10 protein-coding genes and 1 tRNA gene are annotated in these 13,240 nt (G+C 62.1%); 3 read left to right on the forward strand and 8 right to left on the reverse strand.

What is annotated here, in order from left to right; translation table 11 throughout:
- The 4 genes from GPA21_RS02765 to GPA21_RS02780 form a co-directional block, all read right to left on the reverse strand.
- Window positions 1-1,466, reverse strand: a 1,466-nt coding sequence (locus tag GPA21_RS02765; protein ID WP_168986689.1) for a HAMP domain-containing protein, incomplete at its 3' end; no start/stop codon positions are given.
- 331 nt (window positions 1,467-1,797) lie between these two features.
- Window positions 1,798-3,414, reverse strand: coding sequence for a methyl-accepting chemotaxis protein (locus GPA21_RS02770; RefSeq protein WP_168986690.1), 1,617 nt, complete (start codon window positions 3,412-3,414; stop codon window positions 1,798-1,800).
- 297 nt (window positions 3,415-3,711) lie between these two features.
- Window positions 3,712-5,535: a PAS domain S-box protein gene (locus GPA21_RS02775; protein WP_211163392.1), complete on the reverse strand. Its 1,824-nt coding sequence runs from the start codon at window positions 5,533-5,535 to the stop codon at window positions 3,712-3,714.
- Window positions 5,536-5,699: 164 nt separating this feature from the next.
- Window positions 5,700-6,287 (reverse strand): ANTAR domain-containing response regulator, encoded by a 588-nt coding sequence (locus GPA21_RS02780; RefSeq protein WP_168986692.1) that lies wholly within the window; start codon window positions 6,285-6,287, stop codon window positions 5,700-5,702.
- A 274-nt stretch (window positions 6,288-6,561) separates the two neighbouring features.
- Here GPA21_RS02780 and GPA21_RS02785 point away from each other — a divergent pair, with 274 nt between their 5' ends.
- Both GPA21_RS02785 and GPA21_RS02790 read left to right on the forward strand, forming a co-directional pair.
- A complete protein-coding gene (locus GPA21_RS02785; RefSeq protein ID WP_168986693.1) occupies window positions 6,562-8,448 on the forward strand; it encodes an SLC13 family permease in 1,887 nt (628 codons plus the stop codon).
- A 93-nt stretch (window positions 8,449-8,541) separates the two neighbouring features.
- Window positions 8,542-8,778, forward strand: coding sequence for a DUF2789 domain-containing protein (locus GPA21_RS02790; RefSeq protein ID WP_168986694.1), 237 nt, complete (start codon window positions 8,542-8,544; stop codon window positions 8,776-8,778).
- 350 nt (window positions 8,779-9,128) lie between these two features.
- Here GPA21_RS02790 and GPA21_RS02795 read toward each other — a convergent pair.
- The 3 genes from GPA21_RS02795 to serS all read right to left on the reverse strand — a co-directional run bounded on the left by GPA21_RS02795 (window position 9,129) and on the right by serS (window position 11,393).
- Window positions 9,129-9,221, reverse strand: a tRNA-Ser gene (locus GPA21_RS02795).
- Window positions 9,222-9,295: 74 nt separating this feature from the next.
- Window positions 9,296-9,664 (reverse strand): carboxymuconolactone decarboxylase family protein, encoded by a 369-nt coding sequence (locus GPA21_RS02800; protein WP_168986695.1) that lies wholly within the window; start codon window positions 9,662-9,664, stop codon window positions 9,296-9,298.
- A 439-nt stretch (window positions 9,665-10,103) separates the two neighbouring features.
- Window positions 10,104-11,393 carry a serine--tRNA ligase gene (serS, locus tag GPA21_RS02805; RefSeq protein ID WP_168986696.1) on the reverse strand — a complete coding sequence of 430 codons (1,290 nt, stop codon included), beginning with the start codon at window positions 11,391-11,393 and terminating at the stop codon, window positions 10,104-10,106.
- Window positions 11,394-11,653: 260 nt separating this feature from the next.
- Between serS and GPA21_RS02810 the strand changes: the two genes are divergently transcribed.
- Complete coding sequence (locus tag GPA21_RS02810) at window positions 11,654-11,917, forward strand: hypothetical protein (RefSeq protein ID WP_168986697.1); 264 nt, start codon at window positions 11,654-11,656, stop codon at window positions 11,915-11,917.
- Window positions 11,918-11,924: 7 nt separating this feature from the next.
- Here the strand turns inward: GPA21_RS02810 and GPA21_RS02815 are convergent, their stop codons facing one another.
- Window positions 11,925-13,238, reverse strand: coding sequence for a replication-associated recombination protein A (locus GPA21_RS02815; RefSeq protein ID WP_168986698.1), 1,314 nt, complete (start codon window positions 13,236-13,238; stop codon window positions 11,925-11,927).
- Between the last annotated feature and the right edge of the window lie 2 nt (window positions 13,239-13,240).

The following is a 13,240-nucleotide window of genomic DNA, read 5'->3' on the forward strand; positions in this document are numbered from 1 at the left end:
TCCTTGCGGCGATTGATCATCTCGCCCTCCCAGACCCTGCCCTGCAGCAACGCCTCCCAGAGAATGTCGTACTGGCTGGCCGCCGTCATGCCGGATCGCCAGAATCCCGCCTTTCGCCCGACCGACTCGTCACGCTCGTAGCCGGTCACCTGAGTGAACTGGCGATTGACATACTCGACAATGCCTTCCCGGTCGGTCACGATCATCGCGCTGGCGCTACGCTCGATGAGGGCCATGAACTTGCGCAACTGGGTCGCGTCGCGTTCGCGCCGTTCGATATCCCCGAGCAAGGTCTTGCGCATATGCTCGAAGGCTCCTCCCAACCGTCCGAGTTCATCATCGCCCATTCGCGGCAGCGCTTGAGACAAGTCGCCATGCGAGATCGTCGCAGCAGCCTTCTCCAAAGTCCGCAGCGGCCGCAGCACGCGGCGGCTCACACTGCGCACTGTGAACCAGAGCATCACCAGAAGCACGGCAAACGCAAGACTGAGCAGGATCAGCGTCCGTTCAGCATGTTTGCGCAGTTGCATGATGTCCTGTGCAAACTGATTGCTGACAGCTAGGGACAGACCGAGCACCGAATCGATACCAACCGTCGCGTCCTGATACCACTGCGCGGCATCCATTGGGTACGGCCGACCTGTATGGACACTTGCATACACACTGGCCCGCAAGTTCTCGTAGCCGGCAAGCAGATCTTGTTCCAGCCGTTTATGCGCCTGTTCCAGCTCGGCACTGGCGGGCAAGTCCTGAATCATGGCCAGCGCGCGCTCGCGCGCCCGCAGCGCGACCACGCGGTAGTCATGCAGTTGCGCCAGTTCGGCTTCACTCAGAGCCTGGTTGCGGGCGATTGCGACTCCAACCATCGCCCGTTCCCGCCCCAGGTATTCGCCCAGGGTGAACAACACGTCCTTGATGATTGGCGCCGAAACCAGCGTGTAGACGTTGCCTCTCAGCGGCAGCATCGCGTGCGTCGCGACATCCTGCAGTTCATCGATGCGCCGATTCATCAGCGCAATCCATTGCTCCGCGTCGAGTCCGTTCCCGACTCCCAGCAACTGCTCATCTACGAGCGCCCGCAAACGCACCATTTCGGCCCGGCTTTGCTGGAGGTCACCCACGCGCTCGAAAAGCGGGTGGTCGATCGACCGATTCCCGAGCTCCCCCAGAAGCTCCCACATCTGCCTGTGGAGCTCGTCGACCAACAGGCGGACCCCGTGCAGTTCGAAGAGCAGCTCAGGATCGGCCTCGGCAGGGTTGCCCAGGATTGCGGCAGTCACCCCGCGCTCGAGTGCCAGCCTCGCGCTGGCCCGCTGAGCGACATCGGTGAGTTGGTTCGCCAGTTGCGTCCACTCCACCGCGCGAAGCTTCGCACGGCTGTCGGCCAGCTGCCAAAAGCCGGCTCCCGCCGAGAGCAACGCAAATGCTCCGATCAGCGCCAACGCCAGACCACGTATGCTTTTCATGCCCGATTCAAACCCGTCAAAACCTACCTCGTTGGCGCCTCGAGCGATCTCCGCCAGGTCATTGCCGACCCGCCCAAGCGATACCGGACTGGATCGTCAAAGTACGAAACCATGACGAATGCTCTCGGAAACCAGAAGAGGGGGCAGGGATTAGGCCCCGTGAAACAACAGGTACTGATAAGTCCGCGGATCTTCGGCGGAGGCGTCGATCAGCACAGGATTATAACTTTGGCCATAAGGCTGGCAGATTACACGACGACATTCAAGCGCTTTACAGTCCGGACCGTGACACCTGTTACGGCATACGCATACCAGCCCGCACGGTTGTCGATCAGATCCGAAAAACCCTGACCGCGCCAAGGGTGCTCGCCGCAAGTGCCTGCAACTGTAGCACCGTCGCATGCGCTTGAGCCGTCGCCGCGGAGTTTTCCTCCGACTTCCGGGCGATACTCTCGACGTTCGCAGCAATCTCGTCGCTCGCGGTACTCTGCTCCTTCAACGCATGCGAGATATCGACGACCGAAGCGACAGCATGCTGAGTACCGTCGGTGATCTCCCGCATCGACCCCCCGGCCTCGCCCGCCAGCCTGACGCCGTGCTCGACCCGACTGACTGCCTGCTCCATGGTCTTCACCGCGGTTTCCGCAGTTGATTGCATGCCGTGGATCATGGTGGCGATGTCGCTGGTCGCCTGCGCAGTGCGTTCAGCAAGCTTTCGCACCTCATCGGCTACGACCGAGAAGCCCCGCCCCTGCTCGCCTGCACGCGCGGCCTCGATTGCGGCGTTCAAGGCCAGCAGGTTGGTCTGGTCGGCCACCTCCTTGATCACCTGCACGACCATCGAGATCTTCCGCGAGTCGTCACCGACCGCCCGGATGGTTTGAGCCGCACTGGAGACCGCATCGGCGATGCCATGCATTTCGGCGACCGTGCGATCGATGACCTCGCAGCCGGCTGCCGCCAGGTTGCCAGCGTCTCCAGTTATCTTCCGCGTCTCCGACGCGCCGTCGGCAACCTGGCTGATGCTCACGGTCATCTGCTCGACCGCGCAGGCCATCTTCGAAGCAGAGTCGCTCTGGTGCGCGGAGCTGGTCGCGATCTGCTCCGACACGACAGCAAGTTGCTCGGCCGCGCTTGAGACGCTTGTTGCGTTCGACGTCAGCTCGCCGATCATCTGTCGAAGGTTCTGCCGCATCGCCTGCAGGGCGGCGAGCAGGCTCTCCGTGTCACCATTGCGGGTCGGAATTTCCCCGGCCAGATCGCCCTTCGCAATCCTTTCGACCGCTGCCCTGGCGTCGTCGGGTTCGCCTCCGAGCGGTCGCGTCACCGCTCGGATGATCCAGATCGACAAGATCCCCGAGAGCAAGACTGCAAGTACAAGGAATGCAATCAGTTGATTACGGGCCGAGACATAGGCTGCACGCGACTCCTCGCCCGTCTGTTCGAGGATGCTGCCCTGCAATCGGATCAGCCGGTCGATCGTCCCCAGCAGCACGTCCAGCGCAGGAACCGTCTCGGTGGCAATCAGGCGCGATGCCTCGTCACGACGGCCGGCTTCCATCAGCCTGGAAACGTTGGAAAACGAGTCGACGTATATCTTGCGCTTCTCCCTGATCTCCGCGAGCAAGGCCTTGCCCTCAGGAACGTAGACCAGCACGTCGAGCCGCTCGAGCAAACGGGTGATCGCCTGCACACGTTCGGTGATTCGGGTCCGGATTGCAGGATGGTCCTGGTCGGGCACATGGAAGAGCAGATACGTATCCCGTGTCTGCGCGTTCATCAGGTCGATGGTGTCGTTGGCCAGCACCGTCTTCTGCCACTCGAGCGCGATGATCCGGTCGATCATCTTGTCGACCGTCGCCAACCGGCTCAGACCGAGTACCACAGCGACAACGAGCAGAACCAGCAGAATCCCGAAACCAAGCGCCAGCCGCTTGGCGATAGTCATTCTTGCGAGCATGTCTCCTCCCTGCAGATACGCGCGACCGTTACCGGCGAAAGCCGGGATGGCGCGTCGATTCATACAAGGCGGGAATTGGGCCTGCGGTGTCGATTAGCCGCGAAGCGGGCGGCAGAATTCGCTCAAGGCCGTGACGGGGATCTCGGTCTGGCCTTTGCAGATCTCGTGCAAGCATTCATGAACAACGCTAAGACGATACTCTTGGAACGGCTTTGGAAACAATATCTTTAGCAGAATATCGTTCCTTTCGGACTCGTTCGGGTTGAACCTGTCCAGGGCAAAGAATCACCCGTTCTGAGGCGACACAACGACAGGCGGTTCGATGGTCATCACAACCTCCACCCCGGCATCCGATTCGCTGAAGCGAAGCGACACACCCGGCACCGGAACCAGCGCCCTGACCAGACCCAAACCGGTACCGACGCCCTTGCCCGAATCGAAATCGAATTCCGGCGCCAGACGACCGGGGTTTCGAATGCGGATAGACCCTCGCGCCTGCTCACGTACAAACGTGACATGAATCTGCTCTTCGGGTGCACCCGAAGAGTGTTTCACCGCATTGGTCAGGAGCTCATTCAGAATCAGCGCAACCGCAACGGTTTCGCTCTCGCGAACAAGCAGGCGGCGCTCACTTGCATCAAGGCCTTCCTGCACGATCGGCACGCCCGTGAGATCGAATACGCTGCTGACGACCGCTGGCAGCAACTCGCACAACAGGATGCTGTGGCCCGAGACCCGTCCATAGAGGCCGTGCACCACGGCGACTGCCTGCACCTGATTGATCGCACTCTCGATTGCCTCATGCGCCAGCGGCCGCCTCGCCGCCTCACGGCGCAGCAGACCGATCACGGTCTGAAGGTTGTTCTTGATGCGGTGATGCACCTCCCGGACAAGTGCTTCGCGCAACCGCCCAGCCTCTTCCAGCCGTTTCGCCTCGGCCTGTTTGCGATCGCTCACCTCTCTGTCCAGGCCGCGATATCCGGCAAAGCGGCCCTCTGCGTCGAAGTACGGCCTGCCGCTCGTCTCGAGCACCACGCGCTGGCCATTCTTGTGCAGGTTGACGTTCTCCAGCGCGACGATCGGATGCAAACCACCGCGATTCACATCCAGCATAGGCCTGAGCCGCTCGGCATCCTCGGGCGCCATGAGATCGAACGGCGTCCGTCCAAGCACTTCCTCGGGCTCGTAGCCGAGCAGATCCCTTACCTGCGGACTGACGAAGGTGTAACGCCAATCGGCATCCACCTCCCACATCCAGTCACGCAAGGTCTCGACCAATTCGAACAGGCGCTGGCGGCTCTCGTGCATCGAGCGCTCCGCACGCATCCGGTCCGCAATCAGGCTGCGCAAATTGCTCTGCATATGGTTCATCGCGGCCAGCAAGCTCGTCTCATCACCATCCCGCAGCCGGATATCGCCTGCCAGGTCGCCGGCGGCTATGCGGTCTACGATTCGCTTGACCTCGGCGGGCTCGCCACCTAGCGGACGAACCACCGCTCGGGTGATCCAGCTCGAAAGCAACAGCGCCGCCAGGACGGCGATGACGAGAAAGCTCGTCAATAGCGCCCGCGCCTGTTTGAACGCCGCAAGCGAGTCCGATCCGGTCTCCGCCAGGATGCTCCCCTTCAACGCGATCAAGGCATCCATCGACTCGAGCACTGCGTTGAGCCGCGGAATGGTTTGCGTGACGATGAGACTTTCGGCGCTCTCGCGCTGACCGCCGTCGAGCAGCTCCGCGACCTGCAAGAACGAGGCCACATAGGCGCTTCGCTGCGAGATGATCTCCTTGAGCAGCGCGCGACTCTGCGGATCGCTCAATTCCGCGTCGAGCTGTTCGAGGATGTCCCGAATCGCAATGATCCGGGCCGAGATCGCCTGGCGAATCGGCCCCGGATCGCCCGGCAGGAAAAGCCGCAAGGTATCCTGCGTCTGCGCATTCATCAGATCAATCGCCCGGTTTGCCAATACCGTGCGCTCCCAGCTTTCAAGCACCACATTCTCGACCTGCGCATTCAGCACCGCAAGCCGGTTCAAACCAAGGGCGACCGCCAGGACGAGCAGAAAAACCATTACGGCAAAGCCGAGTGCAAGCATTCGAGCAATAGTCATTCTGGCTGCCATTCGCGTTATCCGTATCTCGACTCTGAATCGGTTTCTGATCTGGAAATACAGAAATCGGTGGAAGGGTCGGCAGAAGCCGAACCCGCTTCAGGCTGACGCTTCGCAGAGTCTCGATGTCAGCCTGACGGGCACTCCGTCAGGAGCGCGCTGCATCAGTCGCGCAAAACCCGGTTGACGCCCTCGACAGCCGAGATCAGCTCCTCGGCCAGATCGCCGATCTTGCGCCGCTGAGCCCGTGCACGGGAACGAAGAAAATCGAACGCAGCCTGGCGGTCGAGCCCCTTCTTCACCATCAATATTCCAACCGCGGTGCGGGTCTTTTGCTCGACCGACAAGGCCTTTTCCAGATTCCCGGTGGTCGTCCGCAAGCCTTCCACCTCCTGGGCACGCACCATGGACGCTTCAATGAACGGCACGAGCTGCGGCACATCGACTGGCTTCACGAGGTACCCCATCGCCCCCGTCTTCGCGGCTTCCTCGACGATCGCCCCGTCCCCGAACGCCGAAAGAAAGACGAAAGGTGGCCCTCCCGAAGAACGCAGCATGCGTGCGAGTTCGAGACCTGAAATATCGGGGATACGCATGTCGAGCACAGCCAGGTCGAACGTCTCGCGCGCCAGAGCCTCGAGTGCGTCCCTGCCGGATACGGCTGCCGACACCGCATAGCCAGAATCGCGCAAGCCTTCGGCAAGCAGGTTGAGAATGACTCTGTCGTCGTCGACGATCAGCACCCGTTTCATAGATTCGTTCTCGACAGTTGAGCTGTTGTTCATCCCGACAGCTTGTAAACATCACGTTTTTCCGCGATTGAGTCTCGGCGATTTCCATCCGGGATGCAAGGTATTCGTTCTCACGGACCCGTCGCGACAGGCTCGCGCTTGACTGCACCACGCGGGCCATCGAAGATTCAACAGTGGATTACGCAATCCGCGGTCCGAGGCGTTCGGCCCTGCCGGTCCCACCCCCGGCTATTGCCAACGCGACCCGAGTGGCTCCGAGGACTCTTGCACAGATATGGCTGAAGACCAGTGGATGATTCTGGCCGTGCTCGCGGCAACGGTCGCCATGTTCCTGTGGGGTCGATGGCGTCACGACATGGTGGCCGCCGGGGCCTTGCTCGCCTGCGTCCTCGCAGGGCTGATCGCCCCTGCCGAGGCATTCGCCGGCTTCGGCCATCCAGCAGTAATCACCGTGGCCTGTGTGCTGGTACTCAGTCAAGGGCTGCAGAGTTCGGGCGCGGTCGATGCGCTGACACGCGTTGTGCTACCCGCCAATGCGGGCCGACTCGTCACCCTTGCCGCCCTGATGGGCCTGGGCGCTTTTCTGTCCGGGTTCATGAACAACGTCGGCGCAATGGCGCTGCTGATGCCGGTGGCGATCCATGTCTCGCAGCGACTGGACCTGCCCCCCGGACAGGTGCTCATGCCGCTGGCCTTCGGCACCATTCTCGGCGGCATGACCACGCTGATCGGCACCCCGCCCAACCTCATCGTGTCCGGATTTCGCGCCGAAGCCGGCCTGGGCAGCTTCAGGATGTTCGACTTCACGCCTATCGGGCTGGCGGTCGCCCTGGCCGGAGTCGTGTTCGTCGCGCTGGTCGGCTGGCGTCTGGTGCCGGCACGCAAGCAAGCAGGTGTCGAGGGCTTCGAGTCCGGTGCCTACATCACCGAAGTCAGAGTACTCGAGGGCAGCAAGGCCGAGAACATGAGCCTGCGCGAGATCGAAGTCGAGCTGGCTGACGTGGACGCGCAGATCATCGGTATCGTGCAGAGAGAGGTACGGCTGATCGCGGCCAACCCGGGGCGTCGGGTGCACGCCGGCGACATCCTGATGATCGAGGCGGAAGCCGACGCGCTTACCGATGTGCTCTCCATCCTGGGGCTCAAGCTGGAGGAGTCGGTCAAACCGGATGAGTCGGCAGAGCCCGAGGCTGACGATGCGCCAGCAGGAAAAGATGGGCGCAAGGACAAGGCCGAAAAGCCGGCGAAGGATGAAGAAAACGCAGATCAGGACGAGTCCGATACCGACGCGCCGCCGAAGACCGGCGACGTAATGCTAATGGAGCTTGCGGTCTTGCCCGGCTCGCCACTGTCCGGCCGCTCCGCGAGCGACATCCTCCTGCGAACGCGTTACGGGGTGAATCTGCTCGCACTTTCCCGGGAAGGCAGACGGTCGATGAAACGCCTGCGCTCTATTGCGCTCCAGTCCGGAGACCTGCTGCTGATGCAGGGGCCGCCGGAGTCGATCGCCGAGTTCGCGGCAGACAACGGCTGCGTACCGCTTGCCCAGCGTGACTTGCGCATCCCGAACAAGCGCAAGATATGGGAGGCGAGCCTGATCATGCTGTTTGCGATTGGCGGCGCCGCGTTCGGCCTGCTGCCAGCAGCAGTGTCGTTCGCAATCGGCGTTCTCGCTTCGATGGCGCTGCGCACTGTGCCGCCGCGCAAGGTCTATGAGGCAATCGACTGGCCTGTCATCGTGCTGCTCGGCGCGCTCATCCCGGTCGCCGGCGCAATGCAGACCACCGGCACCGCCGACCTCATCGCCCGCTTCCTGATCGAGAACGTTGCCCAGGGTCACGCCATCGTCGGGCTGGTGCTGATTCTCGTGGTCACGATGTTCCTGTCCGACCTGATGAACAACGCCGCCACGGCCGCGGTGATGTGCCCCATCGCGATTGGCACTGCCGCGGCACTGGGCGTAAGCCCCGATTCATTCCTGATGGCGGTGGCGATCGGCGCCTCGTGCGCCTTTCTGACACCAATCGGACATCAGAACAATACCCTGATCCTCGGCCCGGGCGGCTTCCGCTTTGGCGACTACTGGAAGCTTGGGTTACCGCTTGAGCTCATCGTGGTTGCGGTTTCAGTGCCGATGCTGCTGGTCATCTGGCCACTGTGAGCAACCCGCGCCCAGATCGCCAGCGCAGGCAAGCACCCGGCCAGGCAGGGGATGCTGGTGTTTTGCAGCCGTGTTCAATCACAGGAGACGACCATGGAAAAGCCCACCCACACAATGAAGGATCTTTTCGCTCAGCTCGGACTACCCAATGAAGACGGAGACATTGCCGCCTTCATCAAGGCGCATTCGCCCTTGCCCGACGCGGTCAGAATTGCCGATGCGCCGTGCTGGACGACTGCGCAGGCCACCTTTCTTCGCGAAGAACTGGCCGAGGACGCTGACTGGGCCGAACTTGTCGACCAGCTCAGCGCCGCACTTCGGGGCCGGTAGCGACGCATGCCGGAATCACGGCAGGCAGCTTCTCGGCACGTTGGCCAAGACCGCGGTCTGGCCAACGGGTCGTCAGGCGGACGCTGAACGTCGCGGTCGCTCTGTTCAGCCTTGCAATGGTCAAATTCGACAAGTGGGCGGTCTGCAGGACCAATCGAATTGCCCGCTGAGTCCCGCAGCAAGCGGCCTGATTCCGTTGACGACTCAGCGAGATGCAACACAACTCGAACGTTGAAGTTGCACCGTTCTCTTGGGCAATGGGGCCGGACGGCTCAGGGGGAAAAGCGGGTCTCGCTGCGGATGGCGTGCTCGGCAGCGCTTCACGCGGAGTCTGGGATGCGTGGCAATGATGGCGGAGAGGGCGGGATTCGAACCCGCGTGCCAGGTTTCCCTGACCATCCGATTTCGAGTCGGCGCCGTTATGACCACTTCGGTACCTCTCCGGACCCGGCAGCAACCGGGAGCGCGAATTATACGCAGATGATTCGCGCACCACAACGCCAATCGGCGCTCACCTTCATGCGGCGTCGGTCTTGGTCATCCGTGGCAGAAATTCCTCATAGGCGCGGATCGCCTCGGCGGCATACATGAGTGTCGGACCACCGCCCATATAGGCACAGACCTCGAGCGTCTCGACGAGCTGCTCGCGGGTCACGCCGAGCTTGATCAGGGCTTTCACGTGAAAACCGATGCAGGCATCGCAGCGCGAGGAAACACCGATGGCGAGTGCGATCAACTCTTTCTGCAGCGCAGAGAGACTACCCTCCTTCAGTGCGGCGGCGGACATTGCGCCGAAACCGGCCATGGTATCTGGCGCCTCCTTTCGCAAAGTGCCGAGGGCCTTGGATACGTCGGTGGTGATCTGAACGAATGACTTGCCGGACATCTCTAAATCTCAGTAGTTGGTGATTTGCTAAATTACCACCGAAATGCGCAGACTGTCATTGCTTCAGATCAACACCCGCGTCGATCGAACCCCGTTGTGGAGGTAGAAGCTACAATGAACGGGCGCTGTTCGCGGCTTACGGCACTCTTGCACATGACGGAAGCGCCTCCACTACCTGTGGGAGCCGCGTGAGCGGCGAATGGGGCGTGGTGGAGCGCTCGGGGGTTGAACACGCGCAAGGCTTCGCGGCTTACGCCGCTCCTACAGGTGATGAAAGCGCCTTCCACTGCCTGGGGGAGCCGCGTTAGCGGCGAATGGGGCGTGGTGGAGCGCTCGGGGGTTGAACACGCGCAAGGCTTCGCGGCTTACGCCGCTCCTACAGGTGATGGAAGCGCCTTCCGCTGCCTGGGGGAGCCGCGTGAGCGGCGAATGGGACGGGTCAGGCGACCGGTTCGATGACCTCGACACCACCCATCCACGGCACCAGCGCTTCCGGCACCCGCACCGAACCGTCAGCCTGTTGATAGTTCTCCAGCACGGCAACCAGCGTGCGCCCGACTGCGAGGCCTGAGCCGTTGAGTGTGTGTACGAACTCGTTCTTGCCCTGCCCGCTGGCACGCACCCGCGCCTGCATGCGACGGGCCTGGAAATCGCCACAGTTGGAGCAGCTGGAGATCTCACGGTAGGTATTCTGCGCCGGCAGCCAGACTTCAAGATCGTAGGTCTTGGCAGCGGCGAAACCCATGTCGCCGGTGCACAGAACGATCTTGCGATACGGCAGCTCGAGCTTCTGAAGAATCTTCTCGGCGTGACCGACCAGTTCTTCGAGCGCGGACCAGGAATTGTCCGGATGCTCGATGCGCACCAGTTCCACTTTGTCGAACTGGTGCTGGCGAATCATGCCGCGCGTGTCACGACCGTAGCTGCCCGCCTCGGAGCGGAAGCACGGCGTATGTCCGACGAACTTCATCGGCAACGCGTCGGCTGCCAGAAGTTCGCCCCGCACGACGTTGGTGACTGGCACCTCTGATGTCGGGATGAGGAAGAAGCGGCCCTCGTCGCCACGGTGCACGGCAAACAGGTCCTCCTCGAACTTGGGCAACTGCCCGGTGCCGAACATCGAGGCTTCGTTCACCATGTAAGGCACGTAGATTTCGGTGTAGCCATGCTCCCGGGTGTGAACGTCGAGCATGAACTGGGCAAGCGCGCGGTGGAGTCGCGCAACACCGCCACGCATCAGGGCAAAGCGGGAGCCGGAGAGCTTGGCCGCGGTTTCAAAATCCAGGCCGCCGAGTCCCGCACCGAGGTCGACATGGTCACGCACCTCGAAAGCGAAACTGCGAGGCGTGCCCCAGCGCAACACCTCGACATTGCCGCTCTCGTCACGGCCGACGGGCACGGTTTTGTGCGGCAGGTTGGGCAAGCCGGCAAGCAGCGCATTGAGCTCTTCGAGAAGCGCCGCCAATGTTTGCTCGTTGGCCTTGAGTTCGTCACCGATGCCACCGACCTCGGCCAGCACCGCAGACGCATCCTCGCCGCGCGACTTCAGTTGACCGACCTGCTTCGACAAGGCATTACGACGCGCCTGCAGATCCTGAGTGCGGGTTTGCAGGTCCTTGCGCTTCGCTTCCAGAGTCTGAAATGGCGCCGGATCGAAGCGCATGCCACGAGACGCAAGTGCGTCGACGACGACCTGGATGTTGGAGCGAAGCAGCTGGATGTCTAGCATGGTGTATCCGATAAGAGTTTGAGATCAAGAACATGAGCCGGTTTGCGCAGAATCAGTTTGAAACCCGTTACGCAAGTGCACGCAGGCACTAGTTTACCGGGGAGCCGCCCATTGCGTCCAAGCGACTGATTATATTCCTGAAATCAATCGCTTCCGGACTGATGATGCCGACATTTCATTGGCACGGCGCGCGCACGGCTTCTAAGCTTGAAGTGACAAGGTGCGACATTGAATCGCACACACATCGGAGGAGCGCCGGCATGTTGTCAATGAAGGACTGTCTCGACTATTGTGACCTCACAGACGAGGAGATTGAACTCATCGCGGAACACGAGGAGATCCCCGACGTCGCCGCAGCGCAACTGGCCTGCGGACTCGTTCAGACCACCGAGGGCGTGATACTCCTGACCCAGTACATGCAGGAACTGGCCGAACGGGCGGTTATTCGCGGTGACTGCGCGCGTGCCGAACACGTGATGCGGGTGTGGCAGCGCTTCATGGCGGACCATCCCGTCAGCCATTGAGTGCTGTTCATCGACGACGAGCAGCATCCTTGTCCAGTTCACGAAGCTGCACCAGCTTTTCGCGGATCCGGACTTCCATGCCTCGATCGACCGGTCGGTACCAGCCCGGCTCCTCCATCCCCTCGGGGAGATAGGATTCGCCGGCTGCGTACCCGCCCGGTTCGTCTTGAGCGTAGCGATAGGCTTCGCCATAGCCCAACTCCTTCATCAGCCGGGTCGGCGCGTTCCGCAGATGAAGCGGCACCGGTCGTGAGCCATCCTTCGCAATAAAGGCGCGCGCGGCATTGTAGGCCTTGTATACGGCGTTCGATTTCGCTGCACAGGCCATGAACACCACCGCCTCGGCGAGCGCCAGTTCGCCCTCGGGCGACCCCAGACGCTCATAAGCGGCACACGCATTCAGCGCAATCTCGAGCGCACGGGGGTCTGCAAGGCCAATGTCCTCGCTCGCCATCCGAACCAGCCTGCGCCCAAGATAGGCGCCATCCGCCCCGCCATCGAGCATCCGGCAAAACCAGTACAGCGCCGCGTCCGGATGCGAGCCGCGCACTGCCTTATGCAAGGCCGAGATCTGGTCGTAGAAGGCCTCGCCCCCCTTGTCGAAGCGCCGCAGCTTGCTCGCCAGTGCCTCGTCCAGAAACTCGGCCGTAACCGGATCGACCCCGGCGGTGCTTGCCGCCACCTGCACCTGCTCCACAAGGTTCAGCAAACGCCGCGCGTCGCCGTCGGCGAAACCGATCAAGCGTTCGCGTGCAGACTCGTCGAAGCGCAGAGTCGGGCAGGCGACCTCACGTGCGCGCTCAAAGAGCGCCGCCATCGCGGCCTCGTCGAGCGACTCGAGCACATAGACCGAAGCGCGTGACAGCAGCGCGGAGTTGACTTCGAACGAGGGATTCTCGGTCGTTGCCCCTATCAGCGTGACCAGGCCTTGCTCGACGTAGGGCAGAAAGGCGTCCTGCTGCGCCTTGTTGAAGCGGTGCACCTCGTCGACGAACAGTATCGTGTGCCGGCCGCGAGCCTGCGCCGCCCGCGCATCATCGATGGCGGCGCGGATATCCTTGACGCCGGAGAACACCGCGGACAAGGCGATGAACTCGGCATCGAACGCGCGCGCCATCAATCTTGCGAGTGTCGTCTTGCCAACGCCGGGCGGCCCCCAGAGGATCATCGAATGCAGCTTGCCCGACTCGAAGGCAAGTCGCAGCGGCTTGCCCTGGCCGAGCAGATGGTGCTGGCCGAAGACTTCGTCCAAAGCTTTCGGACGCATCCGCTCGGCCAGCGGCACGTCCGATGTGGCAGCCGATTCGAAGAGGTCAGCCATGC

It is taken from the genome of Azoarcus taiwanensis (genome assembly GCF_012910885.1).
Classification (GTDB): Bacteria; Pseudomonadota; Gammaproteobacteria; order Burkholderiales; family Rhodocyclaceae; genus Azoarcus_F; species Azoarcus_F taiwanensis.

Excerpts from the sequence above, each read along its gene's own strand:
- GPA21_RS02770 (WP_168986690.1), bottom strand. The coding sequence starts at position 3,414 with ATGACTATCGCCAAGCGGCTGGCGCTTGGTTTCGGGATTCTGCTGGTT.
- GPA21_RS02775 (WP_211163392.1), bottom strand. The coding sequence starts at position 5,535 with ATGACTATTGCTCGAATGCTTGCACTCGGCTTTGCCGTAATGGTTTTT.
- GPA21_RS02785 (WP_168986693.1), top strand. The coding sequence starts at position 6,562 with ATGGCTGAAGACCAGTGGATGATTCTGGCCGTGCTCGCGGCAACGGTC.
- GPA21_RS02800 (WP_168986695.1), bottom strand. The coding sequence starts at position 9,664 with ATGTCCGGCAAGTCATTCGTTCAGATCACCACCGACGTATCCAAGGCC.
- GPA21_RS02810 (WP_168986697.1), top strand. The coding sequence starts at position 11,654 with ATGTTGTCAATGAAGGACTGTCTCGACTATTGTGACCTCACAGACGAG.
- GPA21_RS02815 (WP_168986698.1), bottom strand. The coding sequence starts at position 13,238 with ATGGCTGACCTCTTCGAATCGGCTGCCACATCGGACGTGCCGCTGGCC.
- GPA21_RS02780 (WP_168986692.1), bottom strand. The coding sequence starts at position 6,287 with ATGAAACGGGTGCTGATCGTCGACGACGACAGAGTCATTCTCAACCTG.
- serS (WP_168986696.1), bottom strand. The coding sequence starts at position 11,393 with ATGCTAGACATCCAGCTGCTTCGCTCCAACATCCAGGTCGTCGTCGAC.
- GPA21_RS02790 (WP_168986694.1), top strand. The coding sequence starts at position 8,542 with ATGGAAAAGCCCACCCACACAATGAAGGATCTTTTCGCTCAGCTCGGA.